This is a genomic window from Nocardioides sp. CER19 (assembly GCF_029846275.1).
Classification (GTDB): Bacteria; Actinomycetota; Actinomycetes; order Propionibacteriales; family Nocardioidaceae; genus Nocardioides.
Genome location: NZ_JARVWS010000001.1, coordinates 633,042 through 655,038, shown reverse-complemented (window position 1 = coordinate 655,038; position 21,997 = coordinate 633,042). Strand labels below are relative to the sequence as shown.

The 21,997-nt window shown below is 72.6% G+C and carries 25 protein-coding genes; 12 read left to right on the top strand and 13 right to left on the bottom strand.

Features of this window, described 5'->3' with window-relative positions; genetic code table 11:
• Positions 1-5 precede the first annotated feature (5 nt).
• The 12 genes from QDS12_RS03235 to QDS12_RS03180 all read right to left on the bottom strand — a co-directional run bounded on the left by QDS12_RS03235 (position 6) and on the right by QDS12_RS03180 (position 11,257).
• Positions 6-1,448 (bottom strand): GGDEF domain-containing phosphodiesterase, encoded by a 1,443-nt coding sequence (locus QDS12_RS03235; protein WP_279876848.1) that lies wholly within the window; start codon positions 1,446-1,448, stop codon positions 6-8.
• 134 nt (positions 1,449-1,582) lie between these two features.
• Positions 1,583-3,424 (bottom strand): FtsX-like permease family protein, encoded by a 1,842-nt coding sequence (locus QDS12_RS03230; RefSeq protein WP_279876846.1) that lies wholly within the window; start codon positions 3,422-3,424, stop codon positions 1,583-1,585.
• Positions 3,425-3,427: 3 nt separating this feature from the next.
• A complete protein-coding gene (locus tag QDS12_RS03225; protein ID WP_279876844.1) occupies positions 3,428-4,168 on the bottom strand; it encodes an ABC transporter ATP-binding protein in 741 nt (246 codons plus the stop codon).
• Between the two features lie 5 nt (positions 4,169-4,173).
• On the bottom strand, positions 4,174-4,698 hold the full coding sequence (locus QDS12_RS03220; RefSeq protein ID WP_279876843.1) for a PadR family transcriptional regulator: 525 nt from the start codon (positions 4,696-4,698) through the stop codon (positions 4,174-4,176).
• A gap of 76 nt (positions 4,699-4,774) precedes the next feature.
• On the bottom strand, positions 4,775-5,659 hold the full coding sequence (locus tag QDS12_RS03215) for a fumarylacetoacetate hydrolase family protein (RefSeq protein ID WP_279876842.1): 885 nt from the start codon (positions 5,657-5,659) through the stop codon (positions 4,775-4,777).
• Positions 5,656-6,414, bottom strand: coding sequence for an SDR family oxidoreductase (locus tag QDS12_RS03210; RefSeq protein WP_279876841.1), 759 nt, complete (start codon positions 6,412-6,414; stop codon positions 5,656-5,658). The genes QDS12_RS03215 and QDS12_RS03210 overlap by 4 nt, the downstream gene beginning before the upstream one ends.
• Before the next feature lies 1 nt (position 6,415).
• A complete protein-coding gene (locus QDS12_RS03205; protein WP_279876838.1) occupies positions 6,416-7,366 on the bottom strand; it encodes a VOC family protein in 951 nt (316 codons plus the stop codon).
• A 28-nt stretch (positions 7,367-7,394) separates the two neighbouring features.
• Positions 7,395-8,162, bottom strand: coding sequence for an SDR family NAD(P)-dependent oxidoreductase (locus QDS12_RS03200; protein ID WP_279876836.1), 768 nt, complete (start codon positions 8,160-8,162; stop codon positions 7,395-7,397).
• Positions 8,159-8,590, bottom strand: coding sequence for a VOC family protein (locus tag QDS12_RS03195; protein ID WP_279876834.1), 432 nt, complete (start codon positions 8,588-8,590; stop codon positions 8,159-8,161). The genes QDS12_RS03200 and QDS12_RS03195 overlap by 4 nt, the downstream gene beginning before the upstream one ends.
• Entirely contained in the window at positions 8,590-9,966 is a 1,377-nt protein-coding gene (locus tag QDS12_RS03190) for an aldehyde dehydrogenase family protein (RefSeq protein WP_279876832.1), read from the bottom strand. Before QDS12_RS03190 ends, QDS12_RS03195 begins: the two co-directional genes overlap by 1 nt.
• Positions 9,963-10,961 carry a fumarylacetoacetate hydrolase family protein gene (locus QDS12_RS03185; protein WP_279876830.1) on the bottom strand — a complete coding sequence of 333 codons (999 nt, stop codon included), beginning with the start codon at positions 10,959-10,961 and terminating at the stop codon, positions 9,963-9,965. Before QDS12_RS03185 ends, QDS12_RS03190 begins: the two co-directional genes overlap by 4 nt.
• Positions 10,962-10,966: 5 nt before the next feature.
• Entirely contained in the window at positions 10,967-11,257 is a 291-nt protein-coding gene (locus tag QDS12_RS03180) for a putative quinol monooxygenase (RefSeq protein WP_279876828.1), read from the bottom strand.
• Between the two features lie 221 nt (positions 11,258-11,478).
• Between QDS12_RS03180 and QDS12_RS03175 the strand changes: the two genes are divergently transcribed.
• Genes QDS12_RS03175 through QDS12_RS03155 form a run of 5 tightly spaced genes read left to right on the top strand, consistent with a single transcriptional unit; the run spans position 11,479 to position 16,877 of the window.
• The gene (locus tag QDS12_RS03175) at positions 11,479-12,477 is read left to right on the top strand and encodes a sugar ABC transporter substrate-binding protein (RefSeq protein WP_279876826.1); all 999 of its coding nucleotides are present in this window, start codon (positions 11,479-11,481) and stop codon (positions 12,475-12,477) included.
• 5 nt (positions 12,478-12,482) lie between these two features.
• Positions 12,483-13,556: an ABC transporter permease gene (locus QDS12_RS03170; protein WP_279876824.1), complete on the top strand. Its 1,074-nt coding sequence runs from the start codon at positions 12,483-12,485 to the stop codon at positions 13,554-13,556.
• 2 nt (positions 13,557-13,558) lie between these two features.
• Complete coding sequence (locus tag QDS12_RS03165; RefSeq protein WP_279876822.1) at positions 13,559-14,335, top strand: ATP-binding cassette domain-containing protein; 777 nt, start codon at positions 13,559-13,561, stop codon at positions 14,333-14,335.
• 41 nt (positions 14,336-14,376) lie between these two features.
• Positions 14,377-15,558 carry an FAD-dependent monooxygenase gene (locus QDS12_RS03160; protein ID WP_279876820.1) on the top strand — a complete coding sequence of 394 codons (1,182 nt, stop codon included), beginning with the start codon at positions 14,377-14,379 and terminating at the stop codon, positions 15,556-15,558.
• Positions 15,558-16,877: an FAD-binding oxidoreductase gene (locus tag QDS12_RS03155; RefSeq protein ID WP_279876818.1), complete on the top strand. Its 1,320-nt coding sequence runs from the start codon at positions 15,558-15,560 to the stop codon at positions 16,875-16,877. The genes QDS12_RS03160 and QDS12_RS03155 overlap by 1 nt, the downstream gene beginning before the upstream one ends.
• On the opposite strand, the gene QDS12_RS03150 is transcribed toward QDS12_RS03155, so the two are convergent.
• Positions 16,865-17,791, bottom strand: a complete 927-nt coding sequence (locus QDS12_RS03150) for a LysR family transcriptional regulator (RefSeq protein WP_279876816.1) — start codon at positions 17,789-17,791, stop codon at positions 16,865-16,867. The genes QDS12_RS03155 and QDS12_RS03150 overlap by 13 nt on opposite strands.
• Before the next feature lie 89 nt (positions 17,792-17,880).
• Between QDS12_RS03150 and QDS12_RS03145 the strand changes: the two genes are divergently transcribed.
• The 7 genes from QDS12_RS03145 to QDS12_RS03115 all read left to right on the top strand — a co-directional run bounded on the left by QDS12_RS03145 (position 17,881) and on the right by QDS12_RS03115 (position 21,990).
• The gene (locus QDS12_RS03145) at positions 17,881-18,816 is read left to right on the top strand and encodes a LysR family transcriptional regulator (RefSeq protein WP_279876814.1); all 936 of its coding nucleotides are present in this window, start codon (positions 17,881-17,883) and stop codon (positions 18,814-18,816) included.
• Positions 18,817-18,981: 165 nt separating this feature from the next.
• A complete protein-coding gene (locus tag QDS12_RS03140) occupies positions 18,982-19,908 on the top strand; it encodes an MBL fold metallo-hydrolase (RefSeq protein WP_279876812.1) in 927 nt (308 codons plus the stop codon).
• On the top strand, positions 19,905-20,438 hold the full coding sequence (locus tag QDS12_RS03135) for a cupin domain-containing protein (protein WP_279876810.1): 534 nt from the start codon (positions 19,905-19,907) through the stop codon (positions 20,436-20,438). Before QDS12_RS03140 ends, QDS12_RS03135 begins: the two co-directional genes overlap by 4 nt.
• A gap of 17 nt (positions 20,439-20,455) precedes the next feature.
• A complete protein-coding gene (locus QDS12_RS03130; RefSeq protein WP_279876808.1) occupies positions 20,456-20,632 on the top strand; it encodes a hypothetical protein in 177 nt (58 codons plus the stop codon).
• Entirely contained in the window at positions 20,629-21,423 is a 795-nt protein-coding gene (locus QDS12_RS03125; RefSeq protein WP_279876807.1) for an SDR family NAD(P)-dependent oxidoreductase, read from the top strand. The genes QDS12_RS03130 and QDS12_RS03125 overlap by 4 nt, the downstream gene beginning before the upstream one ends.
• 58 nt (positions 21,424-21,481) lie before the next feature.
• Complete coding sequence (locus tag QDS12_RS03120; protein WP_279876805.1) at positions 21,482-21,625, top strand: hypothetical protein; 144 nt, start codon at positions 21,482-21,484, stop codon at positions 21,623-21,625.
• Positions 21,626-21,660: 35 nt separating this feature from the next.
• On the top strand, positions 21,661-21,990 hold the full coding sequence (locus QDS12_RS03115) for a TraR/DksA C4-type zinc finger protein (RefSeq protein WP_279876803.1): 330 nt from the start codon (positions 21,661-21,663) through the stop codon (positions 21,988-21,990).
• Positions 21,991-21,997 lie beyond the last annotated feature (7 nt).

Sequence of the window (21,997 nt, the reverse complement as noted above, 5' to 3'; positions counted from 1 at the left end):
GCCCGTCAGGACGCGGCGGCGTCGGCCGTCTTCTCGCGGTCCGGCAGTGGTACGGCGCCCCCGGTCTGCATGAGCCAGTCGACCAGCTCCTCCGCCGTGAGCGGGTGGGAGTACAGGTAGCCCTGGCCGACCGGGCAGCGCAGCGTGCGGAGCAGCTCCTGCTGGTCGACCCGCTCGATGCCCTCGGCGACGACGTTGAGCCCGAGCGTCTGACCGACCCGCACGATCGCCGCGACGACGGCGCCGCTGGTGACCGGGTCGTCGGAGTCGGAGAGGAACGACCTGTCGATCTTCAGCTCGTCGATGGGGAGCGTGACGAGCTGGCCGAAGGACGCGTACCCCGTGCCGAAGTCGTCGAGGCTGACCCGGAAGCCGAGGTCGCGCAGCGTGCGCAGCGCGTCGAGGCCGGCGTCGGCATCGAGCAGCCGGCTCTCGATGAGCTCGACCGTGATGCGACGCGGCTCGATCCCGTGGCGCCGCATCGTCTCGGCGACCGCCTGCGGGACCCGGCCGGCGCGCAGCGTGTCCGGCGAGACGTTGATCGACATCCGCGGCAGGTGGATGCCCTCCTCGTCCCAGGCGGCCAGCTGCTCGATCGCCATCTCGAAGACGAGTCGGTCCAGCGCTCGAGCCAGGCCGAGCTGGTCGGCCACGCGCACGAACCGCATCGGCGAGATCGGTCCATGGGCGCCGTCCGTCCAGCGGGCCAGCACCTCGACGCCGACCACGGCGCCCGTGGCCAGGTCGAGCTGGGGCTGGTAGACCAGGGTGATCTCGCGGCGGTCGATGGCGGTGCGGAGGGCCCGGCCGACGGTGAAGCGGTCCCACGCCTCCTCGGCCATCTCGGGCTCGAAGAACACCGCGCTGCCCGGGTGCTCGCGGCGCCCGTAGGCGACGGCGACCATGCCGGCGCGGATGAGAGCAGGTACGTCGACGCCGTCGCGGGGCGCCATCGCGATCCCGACGGTGAGGGCGCCACCGTCGCTGGTGGCCGGTCGGTCGTTGACCAGCGCCAGACGGCTGGCGAAGTCCTGGAGGTCGGACTCGTCGGCGATCGGCACCAGCACGAGGAAGTGCGGCCCGCTCATCCGGCGTACCCGACCGTCGACGGCCGCGGCCGCCTGCTTGACCCGCTCGGCGGCCTCGACGATCAGCACCTCGCCGGCCTCGACACCGACCACGTGGCTGGTCATCAGATAGCTGTCGACCTCGACCACGAGCACGGCCTTGGTGAAGCCGTCGAGGAGCGTGGCGTCGACAGGGTCGTACTCCACGAGCCCGGTCAGCGGATCCACGTCGCGGTCCGACTCGGCGGCGTCCAGGCGCTCGACCGACTCGTGCGGGGGCGGGTCCGGCTCGGCACGTCCGACCAGGCGCGACAGCAGCCCGCGCGACCGCGGGGACTCTTCGGCCCGCGGTTCCTTCCCGAGACGATGACGCGCTTCCACGTGGCTCCTCCGTGAGACCTGCTCGGCGCCGATCCTTCGGCACCTGGGGGCATCATCGGCACGCGAGGCCCGTTGCTGCGCGTTCTTCGCACAGCAATTTGCCAGAGCCGGTCGCCGCCGACGCCCTCAGCGGGTCAGGCGTGCTCGGCCTGCAGGACCGGCGCGGGCGGCCTGCGGGCGCCGAGGAGCGCCGGGACCGCGGTGAGACCGGCGACCACGAGACCGGTCACCGGGACGACCGCCAGCAGCTGCCACAGCGGCGGGTCGACGGTGCTGTCGGGGTCCACGGCGGCGACCAGGGCCAGGCCCGCGGGGATGCCGAGGAGCGCCCCGACCAGCGCCGGCAGCAGCTGCGCCGCCGACAGCGCCGCCGTCACCTGCTGAGGGGTCACGCCGAGGGCGCGGGCCAGCGCCGAGGCGTGCCGGGCGTCGAGCACGGTGGCCCATGTGATGACGATCGTGTTGACCGCGGCGAGCGCGATCAGCATGACGCTGATGAGGAGCAGGACGTCGCCCAGCCGCTCGGTCCGCGCGTGGTTGAGCCCCGCCGTGCTGGCGAAGTTCGAGGTCGACAGCTGGGCCTTGAGCGCCAGGGCGGCGACCAGGCCGGTGACGGCGACCGCCAGGCTCATGACCGCGAGGACGAGCCGGCGGGGCCGGCGCCCGGCCAAGCGCAGGGCGAGGAGCAGGGGTGCGGGCATCCGTGCCGAGAGGGTGATCAGCCACGCCGTACGCCGGGGCGGCCGGGCCGCGTCGGCCAGTGCGACGACCGTGCTCGTCCGTGCCGCGCGCACCGCCGGGACGAGCGTGGCGACGACCGCCACGGCAACGGCCACGGCCGTGACGAGGCCGACGGTGGCCATCGTGAGCGGCGGCGTCCCGGCGCTGCCGATGAGCCCGGCGGTCGGCTCGGCCACGATCGGAGCGACCAGCCAGCCCAGGGCCAGCCCGCCGGCCGCTGCCAGCACGGCGACGCCGACGTGCTCGGCGAGCAGGACGGCGGCGACCAGGCCGGGCGTCCCACCGACCGCCTTGAGGAGCCCGACCCGGCGGGTCTGGTCGGCCATCCGGCCGCCGACCAGCACCGCCACGCTCGCCACCGCGAGCAGGCCGAGCAACGAGCCGCCGGCGACCAGCACACGCTGGGCGTTCCGCGCCAGGATGCTCGCGTTGTCCCGCGTCACCTGCCACGGCTCCAGCATCAGCAGCGGCACTGACTGCGCGCCACTCGTGGGGGACCCGGACGGGTCCGGCTCGAGGGCGTCGACGAACTGCATCGCCGCGGCGGGGTCGGCGAGCTTGAGGTTCAGGACGTAGGACAGGTCCGCGGGGGCCGACAGGCGCCGGGCGTCGGCCTGGGTCAGCCAGACCAGCCCACGGTCCTTCACCTGGGCCATGGTCGGCTGCACGCCGTAGTCGAAGGCCTCCGGGTAGGGCAGCATTGCCGCGGTGACCGCGACGCCGCCGATCTGGAACCGACGTCCGGCGATCGTGATCCGGTCACCGGGACGGACCCCGAGCGCATCGGCGAGGGCTGCCTCGACCACCACGGTGCCCGGCCGGACCCAGCTCCCGTGGAGCACCTTCGGCTGGTCGACCGAGGCCGAGGTGGTGTCGCGACCCTCCGCGGTCACGGCCACCGTGCGCCCGTGCGCCTCGGCGGACGTGCGGGCGACGGGGTAGGGGCCGCTGTGGGCGACGACGCCCTTCTGGCCGGTCAGCGCGGTCAGGCCGGCGACGTCGGCCGGCCGCGCCTGCGTCCCGGACGGCAGCGGGGCGACGCTCGCGACCACGTCGGCCCCGGCCGTGGCGCGCCGGGTCGCCTGGTAGGGATCGCCAGCGGCCTGGCGCAGGACCAGACCCAGCGACAGGGTGGTGGTGGCCGCCATGATGGCGACCAGCAGCAGGGCGGCCTCGACCGGCCGTCGTCGTACGTCGCGCACCGCGAGGCGGAGGACCAGCACGACCCGGCCCATCGGTCAGCCCTCCAGCCCGGCCAGCGCGCCGAGCGAGCGCCCGGTCGTGCCCCCGGTCAGCCTGGTCTCGTCGACGAACCGGCCGTCCCTCATCGTGATGAGGCGGTCGGCGGTCGCCGCGATCCGTGAGTCGTGGGTGACGATCACGAGCGTCTGGCCCGCCTCGTGCAGGCTCTCGAAGAGCCGGAGCACGTCCAGCGTCGCCGCGGTGTCGAGGTTGCCCGTGGGCTCGTCAGCGAGTACGACGACCGGCTCGTTGCTCAGCGCCCGGGCGATCGCCACCCGCTGCCGCTGGCCGCCGGACAGCGCCGTGGGCAGGAACCCCGCCCGGTCGGCCAGCCCGACCTGCTCGAGCAGGTCGAGCGCCCGGCGCCGGGCCGCGCGCGGCGACCGGCCGGCGAGCAGCGCCGACAGCTCGACGTTCTCGACGGCCGTCAGCTCGTCCATGAGGTGGAAGGCCTGGAAGACGAACCCGACGGCGCCGCGCCGCAGCCGCGCCACGGCCTTCTCGCCGACGGTGTCGATCCGCCGGCCGGCCAGCCACACCTCGCCGGCCGAGGGGCGGTCGAGGCCGCCCAGCAGGTGGAGGAGCGTGGACTTCCCGCAGCCGCTCGGACCCATGACGGCCACCGTCTCGCCGGCGGCCACCTCGAGGTCGACCCCGTCGACCGCGCGGACCAGTCCCTCACCCTTGCCGTAGTCCCGGCGCAGCTCTCGAGCGCACACCACCGGCGCGTCAGCCATCTCGATCACGATCTGCTCCCTCGCTCGCTCCAGCTCCGCTCGCACTCCTCCAACCAGCGCAGGTCGGCCTGCAGGCGCAGCGCGATGCCCTCCAACAACAGGGCGGCGTCCGAGCCGTCGGGCTCGGCCATCGCCGCACGCTCGGCCTCCCTCAACCGCCGCAGCAGCTCGCGGCGCTGGGTGTCCACGATGGTGATCGGGTCGGCCAGCCCGGTCCCGGCGGCGGCGACCAGCTTGAGGTGGAACTCCGCCAGGTCGGGACGCGGCCAGTCCACCTCGGACAGCCACTCGGAGACCCGCTGGTGGCCGTCGGCGGTGAGGACGTAGGTCTTGCGGTCCTGCTGGTCGGCGGCTCCCGCCCGTTCGGCCGTCACCAGCCCGGCCTTCTCCAGCCGGGTCAGGGCGACGTAGACCTGGCCCGCATTCATCGCGTCCCCCAGCGGGCCGAGGGCGCGCCGCAGCCGGCCGCGCAGCTCGTACCCGTGCGAGGGCTCCTTCGCCAGCAGCGCCAGCACCACTTCCTGTCGCATCGCGCCTCCTACGGATAACCGTTATCTCTAGGTATAACGGTTATCCGTCGGAGGCGCAAGCCCTCGGAGCAGCGGATCAGCGCACGCGTGCGCTGAGGACGCCCAGCGCCTCCACCTCGATGCGAACCTCGTCGCCCGGCTCGAGCGGCGGCGGCGTCTGCTCGCCGCGGCGACCCCAGAGCTCGGCCAGGCAGCCGCCCCCACCGGTCGTCCCCGACGCCAGCAGGTCGCCCGCCACCACGACCGAGTCACGCGAGGCATAGGCGACCATCTCGGCGAACGTCCACCGCATGTGGCTCAGGCGGTCCCGGCCGACCGTCTCGCCGTTGACGAGCACGCGGCAGTCCAGGTCGAGGAACCCGTCCACGTCGTGGTGGGCCGCGACCTCGTCGGCGGTGACGATCCAGGGGCCGATCGAGGTCGCGAAGTCCTTGCCCTTCGCCGGCCCGAGGCCGACCTTCATCTCCCGGGACTGCAGGTCGCGGGCCGACCAGTCGTTGAGGATGGTGTAGCCGAAGATCGCGGCCGCGGAGTCCTCGACCGAGAGCGACGAGCCGCCGCGACCCAGCACGGCCGCCACCTCGAGCTCGAAGTCGAGTGCTCGAGACGCGGCCGGCCGCGGGGCGTCCTCGCCGGGGCCGTAGAGCGCGTGCGGGTTCGTGAAGTAGAACGTCGGTGCGTCGTACCACGCCTCCGGCACACCCGACGCGCCGTCGACGCTGCGCCGCACGCCCTCCACGTGGCTCTCGAACGTGACGAAGTCGCGGATGGCGGGCGGCCGGTAGGGCAGGCACAGGTCCGCCGGCTCGAACGGGAGCGGCTCTGCGCGCAGCGCCTCGGCGCCCAGGTCGAGCGCGCGCTCGAGCCCGAGCGCGACGACCTCGCCGAGCGGCAGCGGGAGCAGGTACGCCGACCCGCCGTCGATCACGGCGGCGCCCTGCCGCAGCGTGGCCAGCCTCATCGGCCGGGCCTCGTGGCGTCGGCGATGCGCTTGTGGGACACGTGCGCCGTCAGCCCGCCGTCGACGACGAGCTCGGCGCCGCTGTAGTAGGCCGAGTCATCAGAGCAGAGGAAGACGATCGTCGGGGCGATGTCGGCCGGCACGCCGACGCGACCGAGCGGGATCTCGGCCAGCGCGGCGGCGAAGAACGCCGGGGACGCCGAGGCCATCAGCGGGGTGTCCACCAGACCCGGCATCACCGCGTTGACGCGGATGCCGCGCTCACCGAGCTCGAGCGACGCGCTGCGGGTGAGCCCGCGCAGCGCCCACTTGCTCGCCGTGTACGCCGCGGCCGCGTGGCCGGACATCGCCGCCACCGAGCAGATGTTGACGATGCTGGACCCGGCCGGCATCAGGGGCACCAGCGCCTGGATGCCGAGCATCGGCCCGGTGACGTTGATGTCGAACGTGCGCTGCCACGCGTCGAGGGAGACGTGCGGCAGCCGCTCCCGGGCCGCGACCCCCGCATTGTTGACGAGCGCGTCGACCCGGCCGTGCCGGTCGCGCAGCTCCGCGGCCAGCTCGGCCCAGCCGGCGGCGTCCGTCACGTCCAGGTGCCGCTCGACCACCCGCTCGCCCGCCCGGACGGACGGCTCGAAGTCGAGCACGTCGGTCGCGACGACGTACGCACCCTCGGCAGCCAGGGCGCCGACCTCCTCCGCGCCCTGGCCGCGGGCGGCGCCCGTGACGACGACGACCTTGTCCTGCAGCCTCATCTCAGACCGGCGGGGCGACGAAGACGCCGTGGTCGGGGTCGTTGAAGGAGTCGCGGGCGATGAACTCGCTCATCGGGTCGGCCGTGCCCCACTGGTCCTGCACGTTGGGGTCGGCGATGTCGTGGACGGCCGGGTGCCACTGGTCGGTCTCGATCCGCTCCAGCTCGGTCGTGTACTCCATCGTGTTGCCGCTGGGGTCGAGGAAGTAGGTGAAGGTGTTGTTGCCGGCCAGGTGCCGGCCCGGGCCCCAGATCTTTTTGATGCCGGCCCGCATGACGCGGCCGGTGCCGCGCATGTACTCGTCGAGGCCGCGCATCTCGAAGGAGACGTGGTGGACAGCGGTGTGCGGGCCGCGGGCGATCGCGAGACTGTGGTGCCAGTCGTTGCACCGCAGGAAGTGCATCATCTCGCCCATGTGCTCGCCCCAGAGCGTGTCGGAGAGCTTGAAGCCGAGCACATCGGCGTAGAAGTCCCGCGTCCGGTTCGGGTCGTTGCTGTTCATCACGGCGTGCGAGATGCGCACCGGGATCGCCTCGCCCTCCTCGATGGCGCGGTAGGGCCGGGTGTCGACTTCGGTGCTGATCTCGATGGTGCGGCCGTCGATGTCGAAGAAGCGGAAGCCGTAGCCACCGCCGGCGGTCTGGAGCTTGTCCGGCTCGCCGACCAGCTGGATGCCCCGGCTGCCCAGCTTCTGGGCCAGCGCGTCGACCGCCCCGGTGCTCTCGGCGCCGAACGAGATCAGGTCGAGCCGCTTCTCCCCCGACTTGCGCAGCCGGATGACGTACTGCTCCGGCGACCCCTCGGCCGCCAGGTAGGACAGGTCGCCGTCGGTGCCGACCTCGGTGAGGCCCCAGGTGTCCTTGTAGAACGAGCGCTGGGTCTCGTAGTCCGGGACCGCCAGGTCGACGTGCCGCAGGTGGGTGATGCCGTGCTCGTTGAGGTGGCTGCTCATGACTTCTTCCTTCTGGGTGGTGAGGCGGTCAGCCGAGGACCGAGCCGCCGCCGTCGATGACGAGATTGATGCCGGGGATCCACGAGGCCTCCTCGGAGGCGAGGAACACCGCGGCGTTGACGACGTCGTCCGGTCGTCCGACCCGCCGCAGCGGGATCCGGTCCCACGTGGCCTTCAGGGGCGCCGGCGGGTCGTCCACGAGGAACGTCGTCGCGGGGGTCTGGATGAACCCGGGCGAGATGCAGACCGCGCGGATGCCGTGGGGACCGCCCTCGACCGCGAGCTGCTGGGTCAGGTTGATGACGCCGGCCTTGGCGGCGCCGTGGGCGTTCTGGGGCATGAACTCCACGCCGCGGGTGCCGGCGATGGAGCCGATGTTCACGATCACGCCGCCGCGCTGCTTCAGGTGCTTCCAGGCCGCCCGGACCGCGTAGAACACGAGGTTGAGCTCCATGTCGATCGCGAAGTCCCAGTCCTCCACCGAGATCTCGTCGATCGCGCCGAAGCGCTGGATCGAGGCGTTGTTGTAGAGGATGTCGATCGCGCCGTGGGCCTGCGCCGCGGTGTGGATCCAGCCCTCGACCGCCGCGGCGTCGCCCGCGTCGACGGGCGCGTCGCCGGTGATCTCGCCACCCTCGGACCGGACCAGGGCGACGGTCTCCTCGAGGCCGTCGGCGTCGAGGTCGCAGCCCACGACGACGGCACCCTCGGCGGCGAACCTGCGCGCCGCCTCGCGGCCCATGCCGCCGCCGATGCCGGTGATGAGAGCGACCTTGCCGGCGAGGCGGCCGGTCATCGTGCCGCTCCCGTGGCGGTCCGGTCGAGCAGCTCGACGAGGTTGCCCTCGGGGTCGGCGACGTAGGCCATCCGGACGCCGGGCTCCGGCGACGGGCGCGGCGACATCCGCTCGCCGGCGCCAGCACCGATGAGGGCGTCGTACGTCGCGTCGACGTCGGGCACGTCGAGCGCGACGTGCCCGAAGCCGCGGGTGAGCGCGGCCTCGACCGGGCTCGAGGCCTGCAGCCCCGGCCGGCTCTTCGGCCGGGAGAGCAGCTCGAGCCGCCAGCCCTCGGACGAGCGCAGCATCGCGCCTCGGAAGTCGGCTCCGACAACGGCAGGGTCGAGCGCGAACTCGAGCTCGACCGCCAGGTCGAGCGCCTTGCCGTACCAAGCCGTCATGGCCTCGAGGTCGGCGACGTTGAGGCCGACGTGGTCCAGGCGCATCAGGCCACCACCACGGTGCGGACGTTGGTGAACTCACGGACGCCCTCGGCCGACAGCTCGCGGCCGTAGCCGCTGCGGCCGGTGCCGCCGAACGGCAGCCGGGGGTCCGAGGCGACCATCGTGTTGACGAAGAGGGCGCCCGAGCGGATCCGCCTGCCGACCTCGAGCGCGTGCTCGTCACTGCCCCAGACCGAGGCGCCGAGCCCGAACGTGGTGTCGTTGGCGAGGGCGACGGCGTGCTCGTCGTCGCGGGCACGGGTCACGGCGGCGACCGGTCCGAACGTCTCCTCGACGAAGGCGGTCATCCCGGGCTCCACGCCGTCGAGCACGGTCGGCTCGACGTAGCACCCGGGCCCGTCGATCGCCCGACCGCCGACGACGAGCCGCGCGCCCTGCTCGACGCTGCGGTCGACCTGGTCGACGATGCCGTCGCGCAGGTCGGCGCGGGCCATCGGCCCGATGGTGGTCGCCGGGTCGGTCGGGTCACCGACCCGGAGCATCGCCACGCCCTCGACGAACCGCTCGAGGAACTCGTCGGCGACGTCCTCGTGGACGATGAAGCGCTTGGCGCACACGCAGCTCTGGCCGCCGTTGTTGAACCGTGCCCTGACCGCCGTCGCGGCGGCGGCGGCCACATCGGCGTCGGCGAGGACGACGAACGGGTCGGAGCCGCCGAGCTCCAGCACCGACTTCTTGATGGCCGCACCGGCGGCCGCCGCGACCGACGACCCGGCACGCTCGCTGCCGGTCAGCGTCACGGCGGCGACCCGGGGGTCCTCGACGACGCGGCGGGAGACCTCGGGTACGTCCCCCGCCGCGACGACGAGGCTCCGGAAGAGGCCGGCCGGAGCACCCGCGTCCTCGAAGAGCTCCTCGATCGCCAGCGCGCAGCCCGTCACGTCCGGGCTGTGCTTGAGCAGCCCGGCGTTCCCGGCGGCGAGCGCAGCACAGGCGAAGCGGAGGACCTGCCAGAACGGGAAGTTCCAGGGCATGACCGCGAAGACGACGCCCACCGGCTCGTAGGAGAGCCAGGAGCGGGACGCGCCCGACGCGACCTCGTGGTCGGCGAGCCAGCCCGGGGCGAGGTCGGCGACGACCTCGCAGTTCCACGCGCACTTGTCGACCTCGCCGAGCGCCTCGGTGATCGGCTTGCCCATCTCGGCGGTGATCAGCGCGGCGTACGCCTCGCGGCGCTCGGTGAGCAGCTTGCCGACGCCGCGCAGCAGCGCGAGCCGCTCGTCGAGCGGGGTGTCCCGCCAGACCAGCGACGCCGCGTGGGCCTCGGCGAGTGCGCCCTCCACGCCGGCCTCGTCGTGGGCGTCGTAGCTGGCGAGCACCTCGCCGGTCGCCGGGTTCCGTGTGATGACGGTGGTCATGCCGATGCCTCCCAGCGGGTGCCCGCTCGGTCGCGTCGCCGGGCCGGCGCGACCGCCGCGACGGTGTCCTCCACGGGTGCGACGACGTTGCGGATCGTGCCGAGCCGCTCGATCGACATCTCGACGACATCGCCGATCTTGAGTGGCGGCGGCGTCAGGGACCCGTTGCGGCCCCACGACTCGGCGAGCGAGCCGGACGCACAGGTGCCGGACGCGAGCACCTCGCCGGCCTTGACCCACGACGCGCGGGACGCGTGGGAGACGAGCTGCTCGAAGGACCACCCCATGTGCCCGGACCGGTCGGCGCCCACGAGCTGGTCGTTGACCTTGACCGTCATCTCCAGGTCGAGGAAGTCGTCGGCGTCGCGGCAGTCGTCGAGCTCGTCGGCGGTGACGACCCACGGGCCGATCGTGGTGGCGAAGTCCTTGCCCTTGGACGGGCCGAGCTTGAGCAGCATCTCCTTGCCCTGCACGTCGCGCGCCGACCAGTCGTTCATGACGCAGTAGCCGCCGATGGCAGCGCGAGCCTCCTCGGGCGTGACGTTGCGGACGTCGCGGCAGATGAGCGCGGCGATCTCCAGCTCGAAGTCGAGGCGCTCGGTGTCGGGCGGCATCGCGACGTCGTCGTACGCGCCGGTGACGGCGTGCGGCGCCATGAAGAGGAAGACGGGGGCGTCGTACCACTCCGCCGGCGGGCCCGGGTTGCCGTGCCCGCGCTCCATGCCGTCGACGTGCGCCTCGAAGGTGAGGAAGTCGCGCATCGAGACCGGCTGGACCGGCGGCAGGAGCACGACGTCGCCGGGCTGCAGCCCGTCGCCCTGGGCGGCGGCGTCGGCCGCCGCCTCGCGGTCGGCGGGATCGGCGGCGAGCAGGGCGACCAGGTCGGTGCCCTCGGCGAACGGGTGCAGCCACCAGCCCGAGCCGTCGCCGACGACCAGCCCGACGCGGCGGGTGCCGTCCGGGTCGTCGGTACGACGGAAGGCGGCCAGTCTCATCGGGCTCAGCCGATCGTCTCGTAGAAGGCCCGCTCGCGGTTCGCGAGGACGGGGATCGCCTGGCCGTGGCCGTACTCGGCGAAGTGCTCGGACGCGCCGTGGGCGAGGTAGGCCTCCTCGTCGTCGTAGATCTCGAAGAGACGGAAGACGAGCGGCTCGGCCGGGTCCTGGAAGGCCTGGTAGAAGCGGTTGCCGGGCTCCATCCGGGACGGCGGGGTCAGCTTCTCGATCGCGTCGCGGACGACGTCCTCCTTGCCGGGCTGGGCGGTCCAGGTGGCGCTGACGACGTAGGCCATGAGGGCTCCTCGCGGGGTGCAGTGGTGTCGGGGCGGGCCCGTGCGGAGGCACGTCCCGGTGTGATGGCGGTCTCACGCTAGGTCTGCGCGAGGAGCCCGGAGAAAGAGCGGGCGCCGATGCCTGGCATCAGCCCGATCGGGGTTCCGGCTTCCCTGAACCGCGGGTTTCCTGTGACCGACACCACAGAGGCGCCTGCCGCCTCCGACCCGCAGGAGAACTCATGACAACCCGTTCCATGCCGAAGCGCCGCGGCGCGGCTGTCCTCGCCGCCGTCGCCGTCACCGGCCTCGTGACGCTGTCCGCGTGCGGTGGCTCGACCCAGCCCGCCGCCGGCAGCGACGCCGGCTCGGGCTCTGGCTCCAGCAACAAGACCCTCGTGTTCTCGCCCCTGGCGCTGCAGATCCCCGCGATGAAGCAGCTCTCCGAGGGCATCCAGGCCTACGCCAAGTCCAAGGGCTACAGCGTCATCGTCCAGGACCCCAACCTCGACCCGCAGAAGCAGGTGACCGACCTGCAGAGCGTCGTCGAGTCCGGCCGCGCCGCCGCGGGCTGGGGGATCATGGTCCAGCCGTCGGCTGCGTCGGCGCTGGTGAAGCAGGCCCAGTCGAAGGGAGTGCCGCTCGTCCTCAACGGTGTCCCCAGCGACTACGGGCTCTCCGGACTGGTCCCCGGCGTCTCCTTCGCGACCATCGACTACAAGGCCGAGGGCGTGTCCGCCGGCACCGAGCTCGGCAACTGCATCAACGAGAAGCTCGGCGGCAAGGCGGAGGTGCTCTTCGGCGAGTCCCAGGCCGGCACCGCCGGCAAGGCCGACTACGAGAACGCGGTCAAGGAGACCCTCGCCAAGACCGCGCCCGACGCGAAGATCGTCAGCACCATCACGATCAAGGACCGCAGCGGCGCGCAGACCGACGTCGGCAACGCCCTGCAGGGCCACCCCGGCATCAACGCCGTCTTCGCGCAGAACGACGAGGGCGCGCTCGGCACCATCGGCGCCTTCAAGGCCGCTGGCAAGAAGGTCCCGTGCATCACCGAGACCGGCGGCAACGACGAGGCGCTGGCCGCGGCCAAGAGCGGCGACATCTACGCGGTGGTCGCGCTCCAGTTCGCCCAGGACATGACGCAGAACGTCGACACGCTCCTGAAGATGATCGAGGACCCCAAGGCGACGGGTGTGCAGCTGACCACGCCGCAGAAGGTCGTGAAGGCCGGAAGTTGAGCACCGTGACCACCAACTCAGAGGCGACCGCCGCCGGGGCCACCCCCGGCGCGGCGCCGGCCCCCGCCGGCTCCTCCCACGTCGAGGCCATGCCCCGCGCAGTCTCCGTCCTCGTCTTCCTCCGTGACCGCGGCATCTTCGTGCTGTGGGGGCTCTTGATCCTCGTCTTCGCGTTCTGGTGCTCGCCCTACTTCTTCACCGTCGACAACGGCCTGCTGATCGCCAACGCGGGCGCGCTCACCGCGCTCTTCGCTGCCGGGGTCGGCATCGGGATCATGACCGGGGTCCTCGACCTGTCGCTGCCCGGGACGGCGGCATTCGCCAGCTGCGTCTGCGGCTGGCTGCTGACCCACGGGTCCCCGACCTGGGTCGGCCTGACCGCCGGCCTCGCGTGCGGCGTCGTCGTCGGCATCGCCAACGGGCTCATCGCGCTGCGCGGCTTCAACCCGATCATCGTCACGATCGGCTCGCTGTCGGTCCTCTCCGGCCTGGCGGCGGTCATCGCGGGCGGCTACACGTTCCCCGGCCTCAACCAGCTCGAGTTCATGGGCACCCACCGCTACGTCGGCGTCCCGGCGCCGGTCTACATCGTCGCGCTCGTCTTCCTCGTCGGTACCGTCTTCCTCACCCGCACGCGCGACGGCATCCGGCTGATGGCGGTCGGCGGCAACGCGGAGGCCGTACGACGGGCGGGCATCAGCAGCAACCGCTACACGGTGCTCGGCTTCGTGATCTCTGGTGTGCTCGCCGCGATCGGCGGCCTGGTCAGCACCGCCGTCGTCACCGAGGCCAGCCCGCAGGCCAGCCCCCAGATCATCTTCAACGCCCTCACCGCGGTGGCGCTCGCGGGCGTCGCCCTCACCGGCGGTCGAGGCAGCCTCCCCCGCGTCCTGGTGGGCGCGCTCATCCTCGCCACCATCAGCAACGGCCTCACCATCCGCGGCATCCAGCCCTACTGGGCGACCGTGTGCACCGGCGTGCTGCTGCTCGGCTCGCTCATGCTCGAGCGGCTGATCCAGGCCTCGGTCTCCGAGCGGCTGATGGCCGCGAACCTCTCCGTCCACCAGAAGAAGGTCTGACCATGACCACACCCGCCCTGGAGCTCTCGGGCATCGAGATGCACTACGGATTCGTCCGCGCACTCGACGGCATCGACTTCCACGTGAAGCCCGGCGAGGTCGTCGGTCTGCTCGGTGACAACGGCGCCGGCAAGTCGACGCTGCTGAAGGTGATGTCGGGCGCCCACCAGCCCTCGCACGGCAGCATCCGCGTGCAGGGCCAGGCTCAGACGTTCAGCGCACCGCGGGACGCCGCCGCGGCCGGGATCCAGATGGTCTACCAGGACCTGTCCCTCGTCGACGCGCAGGACATCGCGACCAACCTCAACCTCGGCCAGGAGACGCTGCGCAAGGGCGCCCTCGGCTGGCTCGGCTTCGTCGACCGCAAGGCCATGCGGCGCAGCTCAGAGCGCGAGCTCGACCGGCTCGGCGTCCGCACCGCCCCCATGACGCGTCCCGTGGAGATGCTCTCGGGCGGCCAGCGCCAGGTCGTGGCGCTGGCCCGCAGCGCGATCCGCGTCAACGGCGAGTCGCAGGGCGTCCTGCTGCTCGACGAGCCGACCGCCGCCCTGGGCTACGAGCAGACCAAGAACGTCGAGGGCCTCATCCGCCGGATGGCCGACCAGGGCATCGCGATCGTCGTGGTCACCCACGACCTGCCGCTCTGCTACGAGGTCGCCGACCGGCTGGTCATCCTCAACCGCGGCCGGAAGGTCGCCGACCTGCCGACCGCCGGCGCCGACCGCGACCACGTCGTCGGCTGGATCACCGGCTCGCGGCCGTCGATGTTCGCCGCGTGACCCCTCCTCTTCCGCTTCGCACCCGCTCCAGGAGTTTTGACATGTCCCAGTCCAGCCCCGAAGCCCACACCGAAGCCCACACCGAAGCCCACACCGTCGGCCGCGTCCTCGTCGTCGGCGGCGGCATCACCGGCGGCGTGCTCTCGCTCGCCCTCGCCCAGAAGGGCGTCGAGGTGGTGCTGGTCGACCTGCGCGAGTCCCTCGGCGGGGTCGGGCACGGCATCACGCTCCAGGGCAACGCGCTCAAGGCGTTCCGGTCGGTCGGCATCTACGACAAGCTCTCGGAGCGCGGGTTCGCGTTCAGCCACCTGCGGCTCAAGACGGCCGACGGGCACGTGATCGCCGAGATCCCCGCGCCGCCGATGGGCGGACCGGACCTGCCCGGCACGATGGGGGCGGTCCGCGGCGACATCGCCGACATCCTGGCCGAGGAGGTCGTCTCGGCCGGGGTCGACGTACGGCTCGGGACGACGCTCACGGCCATCGACGACCACGGCGACTCGGTGACCGTGACCCTCTCCGACGGCAGCACCGAGACGGTCGACCTGCTCGTCGGCGCCGACGGGATCCGGTCGAAGGTGCGCGGCATGATCGGCATCGAGGCCGAGCCGAAGCCGGTCGGGATGGGCATCTGGCGCACCGTCGCCAAGCGCCCGCCCGAGATGGACTGCTCGGAGATGTACTACGGCGGACCCAAGTACAAGGCCGGCTACACGCCGATCTCCGAGGACCTCTGCTACGCGTTCCTGCTCGAGGAGAACCTCGACCGCTCGTTCGTCGGCGAGGGCCCACGCGGCAAGGAGCTCAAGGAGCGTGGCCAGGGCTACGGCGGGATCTGGGGCGAGGTGCGTGACAGCCTCTCCGACGACGCGGTCGTGAACTATCAGTGGATCGAGGCGATCTGCGTCGACTCGCCGTGGCACCGGGGCCGCTCGATCATCATCGGCGACGCCGCGCACGCCTGCCCGCCGCTCATCGCCCAGGGCGCCGCCATGTGTGCCGAGGACGCGGTGGTTCTGGCCGAGATGCTCACGAGCGGCGACCCGTCCGTCACCGTCGAGGACGTGCTGCCGGCGTTCATGGAGCGCCGCTTCCCGCGCGTGAAGATGGTGCTCGACAACAGCCTCACGCTGGCCGACTGGGAGATCCACCCGGACACCCCGGGTGCCGACCCGGGCCGGATCATGGGCCAGACGCTGCACGCGCTGGTGGAGCCCGCCTGATGCCGGGCTCGCTCGTCGAGCGCGGGTCGGCCGGCTTCGAGGAGGCCCGGGTCGACCGGATCTTCAACCGCCGGCTGCCCGACCGGCAGCCGGTCGCGGTGGTGCGCCCCGAGACCGAGGCGGAGGTGGTGGCCGCCGTACGGCTGGCGCGTGAGCGCGGTTGGCAGGTCGCCGTCCGCTCCGGCGGGCACAGCTGGGCGCAGTGGTCGGTGCGCGACGACGCGCTCGTCCTCGACCTCGGCGCCCTGCAGGAGATCGACTACGACGAGGCGACCGGCATCGTGTCGGCGTCGCCGGCCGTGCGGGGCGGCGCCGACCTGGCGCCCTACCTCGCCGAGCGTGGTCGGTTCTTCCTCGGCGGCCACTGTCCGACGGTGGGCATCGGCGGCTTCCTGCTGCAGGGCGGACAGGGCTGGAACGCGCGCGGCTGGGGCTGGGCGGCCGAGTACGTCGTCGCGGTGGACGTCGTGACCGCCGCCGGCGAGCTGGTCCGCGCCGACGCGACGCAGAACAGCGACCTCTACTGGGCCGCGCGCGGGGCCGGTCCCGGCTTCCCGGGGGTCGTCACGCGCTTCCACCTGCAGACCCGGCCGCTGCCACGGCACTTCGCGCACACCGTCCAGGGCTTCCGGATGGAGGACTTCGACGAGGTGATGACCTGGCTGCACGACGTCCACGGCACGGTCGCCGACACCGTGGAGATCGTCGCGCTCACCAAGACCGACCACGCGATCTCCCCCGACCCGGTCCTGCTCGTCACCGCGCTGGCCATGGTCGACGACGAGCTCGAGGCGGACCGTGCGTTGGCGCCGTTCCGCGACAACCCGGCCCTCGACCGCGCGAACCTCCTCATCGACAACGAGCCGACGACGCCCGAGAAGCAGCGCGCCCGCCAGCTCGAGGACAACCCCGAGGGGCACCGCTGGGCGGTCGACAACGCCTGGCTCTCCGGCTCCGCGGCCGACGTGGTGCCGGCGATGCGCCGCGCCTACACGACGCTGCCGAACGACAAGGCGTTCACGATCTGGTTCGGCATGGCGCCGCTCCGGGAGCTCCCCGACATGGCGTTCTCCGTGCAGTCGGAGATCTACCTGGCGTCGTACGTGCTGTGGGAGGACGCCGCCGACGACGAGCGCCACCAGGCGTGGCTCGCCGATGTGATGGCCGACCTCGAGCCGGTCACGGTCGGGCAGTACCTCGGCGACAGCGACCTGCGCCGGCGCCGGCACCGCTTCCTCTCCGACGCGGCGTGGGACCGGCTCCAGCAGGTGTACGCCGACCGCGACCCGGACTGCCTGTTCGTCGGTTACCTGGCCTGATGCCCGGCGAGCTCCGCGCCGACCGCGTCGAGCCGGTCGAACAGCCACCGGTGAGCGGGGTCGGAGATCCGGTTCGGCGCGAACCAGTAGCCCTCCGGCAGGAGCACCTCGCCGAACGGCGGATCGACGACGGTGATCGTGCCGCCCTCCCGCAGGTGCATGCGGGCCAGCCGCTCCGGGACCACGGCCACCATCTCCGTGCCCTCGATGACGAAGGGCAGGGGCAGGAAGCCGAAGACCTGGAGCGCGATGCGCCGATCGATGCCGTGGTCCCCGAAGACCCGGTCGACGGGGGTCAGGACGCCCGGGCCGAACGACGCGACGGCGTGCGGAAGCTCGGCCAGGTCGGCCATCGTGAGCCGGCCGTCGGCGAGTCGGGGGTTGCCGCGATCGGCCAGCACGACCATCCGGTCCCGCCACAGCGGCCGCGACTCCCCCGGGAAGCCGAAGCCGATGGGCGCGATCACCGCGTCGTTGTCGAGCAGCAGCCGGTCCGACGACCGCGACTCCGGGCCGAGGTGGTCGATGCTGAGCCGCACGCCCGGCGCCTCGGCCTCGACCAGCCGCACGAGCGGCTCGTGCACCACGGCGATCGCGTAGTCGCTCATCGTCAGGTGGAACGTGTGCCGGCTGGTCGCCGGGTCGAACTCGTCCTCCAGCTGGAGGGCCGAGCCCATCAGCCGCACCGCGTGCTGCACCTCGGGCAGCAGGTCGCGCGCGAACGGCGTCAGCTCGTAGTCGCGGCCGGCCCGCACGAGGAGCTCGTCGTCGAAGCGCCGCCGGAGCCGGGCCAGCGCCGCGCTCATCGCCGGCTGGCTGAGCTCGAGGCGCTGTCCGGCGCGCGTCACGTTGCCCTCCTCGAGGAGGACCTTCAGCGGAAGCAGCAGGTTGAGGTCGGTGCCGCCGAGCGCCATGCGCCGTCCCCTCTCGGTCTCGTCGTGCCGGGCACTAGAGTCCCATGCCACCGGTGACGGCGGTCACAGCCAGGGGTGAGGAGCGCAGGGTGAGGGAGCGGCTCCGGGGCGTCGACGCCAACCTGCTGCTCGCCCTGCACGCCCTGCTCGAGGAGCGCAACCTCACGCACGCGGGTGAGCGGATGACGATGAGCCAGCCGGCGATGAGCGGCGCGCTGACCCGGCTGCGCAAGCACTTCGACGACGAGCTCCTCGTGCGCTCCGGGCGCGGGTTCGAGCTGTCCCCGCTCGCGGAGCAGCTGCGGCCCCGCGTCGCCGAGGCGGTCGAGGCCGCCGAGGCGCTGCTCGGCAACCAGCGCGACTTCGACGCCGCCACCAGCACGAAGCGGTTCGCGGTCAGCATGTCCGAGTACGCGATGACCGTGCTCGCCCGCCCGCTCACCCGCGTCTTCGCCGAGCAGGCACCGGGCTGCACGCTGGCGCTCGACCCGCTCGACGTACGCCGCGACCAGATCGAGACGCAGCTGATGCGCCGTGACCTGGTGGTGGCGCCGCTCGGCTTCGAGTTCCCGGGCCGGACGCAGCCCGTGTTCACCGACCACCTGGTCTGCCTCGTGGCGCAGGGCCATCCCCTGCTCCGCGGCGGGGCGCTGAGCCTGGAGGACCTCGGCCGGATGCCGCACGCGGTCGCCGAGTTCACGGCGGCCGGCGACCGGCGCCGCCCCCTCGAGCTCGCGGTGGAGGCCGAGGGCCTGGCCGACCGGACGGTGCTCGTCCAGGTGACCAGCCTCCTCACGCTGCCCTTCGCGGTCGCCGGCACCGACATGTGCGCCTTCGTCCCGTCGCGGCTCGCGCGCCGGTGCCTGGAGATCCTCGACCTCGTCGTGGCCGAGACGCCGGTCGAGCCGGTCCGGATCACCGAGGCGGCGCACTGGCACCCGCGCCGCGAGAAGGACCCGGCGGTCGTCTGGCTGCGCAACCTGCTGCACGACGTCGCCGTCGACCTCGAGGACGAGCTCGACTGACCCTGCCACCCGTCGGAGTCTGGCAGCTGCCGACTCGACCCGGAACGGCCGATCACGGATGCCAGTGATCGGTCCTGGTGATGCCGCGGAACCTTGTTCCTGGCGTCGCGATCCGGCTGACTGTGATGGGGCGCACACCGCGTCTCCATGCAGCGAGGAGGACCTGTGGCCTGGGACGACGGGACGCCCTACCTGGAGGAGCTCGCACCGGGCGTCTACGCCTACGTGCAGCCTGCGGGCGGCTGGATGGTCAACAACTGCGGCGTCATCACCGACGCGTCGCGGGACGCCGTCCTCGTGGACACGACGTCCACCGAGAAGCGCAACCGCGCGCTCCTCGCCGAGGTCGCCGGCGTGGGTGCCCGCGACCCCAAGATCGCGGTGAACACCCACCACCACCCCGACCACACCTACGGCAACGGCTTCCTGCCGCCGACGACCACGATCGTCGGCCACCACCTGTGCCGGGAGGGCGTGCTCCGTGCCGGGCTGGCCGCGACCCGGGAGCTCAAGGCCGACTACGGCGACCTCGTCGTCCGCCCGCCGGACGTGACCTTCGACGACCGGCTGACCCTGCACCTCGACGGGTTCCCGATCGAGCTGATGACGATGGGCCCCGCGCACTCCACCAACGACGTCGCGGTGTGGCTCCCCGAGCAGAAGGTGGTCTTCGCCGGCGACCTGGCCTTCTCCGGCGGCCACCCGATCTTCATGGAGGGCTCGATGCGGGGCTTCAGGACGGCCCTGCAGCGCATGCGTGCGCTCGAGCCGGAGGTGCTCGTGCCGGGCCACGGGCCGGCCTGCCGCGGCGACGAGGTCGGCCGCGTGCTCGACGACCTCGAGACCTACGTCGACCGCCTCGCCGCCATCGCCACCGACTCGTTCGCGGCCGGACTGACCCCGCTGGAGGCGGCCCAGAAGCACCAGGCCGACTTCTACAGCGACTGGCCCGAGGGTGAGCGGGTCGTGTGCAACCTGCACCGCGCCTACGTCGAGCTGACCGACTACGAGCCGCCCTTCCGTCTCAGCATCCCGAACCTCTGGCCGGAGATGGAGGCCCTGCACGGCGGCCCGATCGGGACCCACGCATGAGCGCCCCCCGCCGGGTCGTCACCGGCCACACGCCGGCCGGTGTCTCCGTCGTCCTCTCGGACGGCCCGGTGCCGGTCAGCCGCGAGATCCCCGAGGACGGGGTCGGGTTCCACGAGGTCTGGAACACCGAGGGAGCGCCGGCGCGCATCACGGCGGCCGAGCCGAGCGAGCCGACGGAGCGCACGCTCGCCGTACCTCCCCCGCCGTGTGGCACGAAGATCCGGGTCAACGAGTTCCAGCCCGGCCACCTCGACGAGCGCGGCCTGCAGTCACCGATGCACCGGACCGCCTCGATCGACTACGGGATCGTGCTCTCCGGGGAGATCACGCTGATCCTCGACGACTCCGAGGTCACCCTGCGCGCCGGCGACATCGTCGTCCAGCGCGGCACCGACCACGCCTGGGCCAACCGCGGCACCGAGCCGGCCCGCGTCGTGTTCGTCCTCGTCGACGGGGACTTCGACGCCTCGCTCGTGGAGACGCTCCCCGGCGGGCTCGCCGGGCTGATGCACGGAGGCCCACGGGCCTGAGGCCCAGCGTGCGCGGCGTGATCACGTCCGTCGTGCACGACACGATCGATCCCCGGCAGAGCGAGGCGTTCGAGCGGTTCGCCGCCGCCTGGATCAGGCTCGTGAACGCGAACTACGAGCGGACGTTCATGCGGCCGCTGTCCCGGAGGACGTCGATCCGGGCTGACGCCGCTGCCGCTACGGTCGTCGCATGAGGATCGACCTGACCGGCAGGACAGCCCTCGTCACCGGCTCCACCCAGGGCATCGGCCTGGCGATCGTCCGTGGTCTGGCGGCCGCCCGGGCGCGCGTCGGCGTCAACGGCCGGTCGGGGGGCTCGGTGGACCGCGCGATCGACCGGCTCCGCGCGGAGCTCGCCGACGCCGAGCTCGTCCCGGTGGTCGCCGACGTTGCGTCGGACGACGGCTTCGCGGCGGCGACCGAGGCGCTGCCGGACGTCGACGTCCTGGTCAACAACCTCGGGATCTTCGAGTCGCGCCCCGCGCTGGAGATCACCGACGAGGAGTGGCGCCGCTTCTTCGAGGTCAACGTCCTGGCCGCCGTACGCCTGACGCGGCACCACCTGCCCCGGATGACCGGCCGCGGGTGGGGCCGGATCCTCTCCATCGCCAGCGACTCGGCGGTCGTCATCCCGGCGGAGATGATCCACTACGGCATGTCGAAGACCGCCCTGCTCGCCGTGTCCCGCGGGTTCGCCAAGGAGGCCGCCGGCACCGGCGTCACGGTCAACTCCGTCATCGCCGGCCCGACGCACACGGGCGGGGTCGAGGACTTCGTCTACCAGCTCGTCGACCGCGACCTCCCCTGGGACGAGGCGCAGCGCGAGTTCATGCTGAACCACCGCCCGCAGTCCCTGCTGCAGCGGCTGATCGAGCCCGAGGAGATCGCGAACCTCGTCACCTACCTCGCCTCGCCGCTCGCCTCCGCGACGACGGGCGGGGCGGTGCGCGTCGACGGCGGGTACGTCGACTCGATCCTGCCCTGAGCCGGGCGAGCGGCGCCGACCCTTGCTGCCTCCGCACCACGTCCGCCAGCATGGGCTGATGCGGAAGCCGCTGAGGTGCCGGATCGGCTGGCACAAGTGGGTCACGCGCTACTCGGACGACGGGACCGCCCACTACCTGCGGTGCCGACGGTGCTCGAAGGAGGACCACGAGGGCGGGCACCGCGGGGTCGTCGGCTTCTGACCGGCCCGTCAGGGTCCGCAGGTCAGACTTGCCGGATGGACCCGATCCGCGAGCGCCTCCTCACCGACCGCCGGCGCACGCAGCGACGGCTGGCCGAGCTGACCGGCGACTTCCGGGAGATCGTCGAGGCGTCCCGCGCGACCAACGCCGACGACGAGCACGACCCCGAGGGCGCCACGATCGCGTTCGAGCGCTCGCAGGTCGCGACGCTCGTCCAGCAGGCGCAGCGTCAGCTCGCTGACATCGACGCCGCGCTGGTCCGGCTCGACGAAGGCTCCTACGGGATCTGCGAGCGCTGCGGCCGGCCGATCGCGCCCGAGCGCCTCGAGGTCAGGCCGACCGCCCGTACCTGCGTCGTGTGCTGATCCCGCG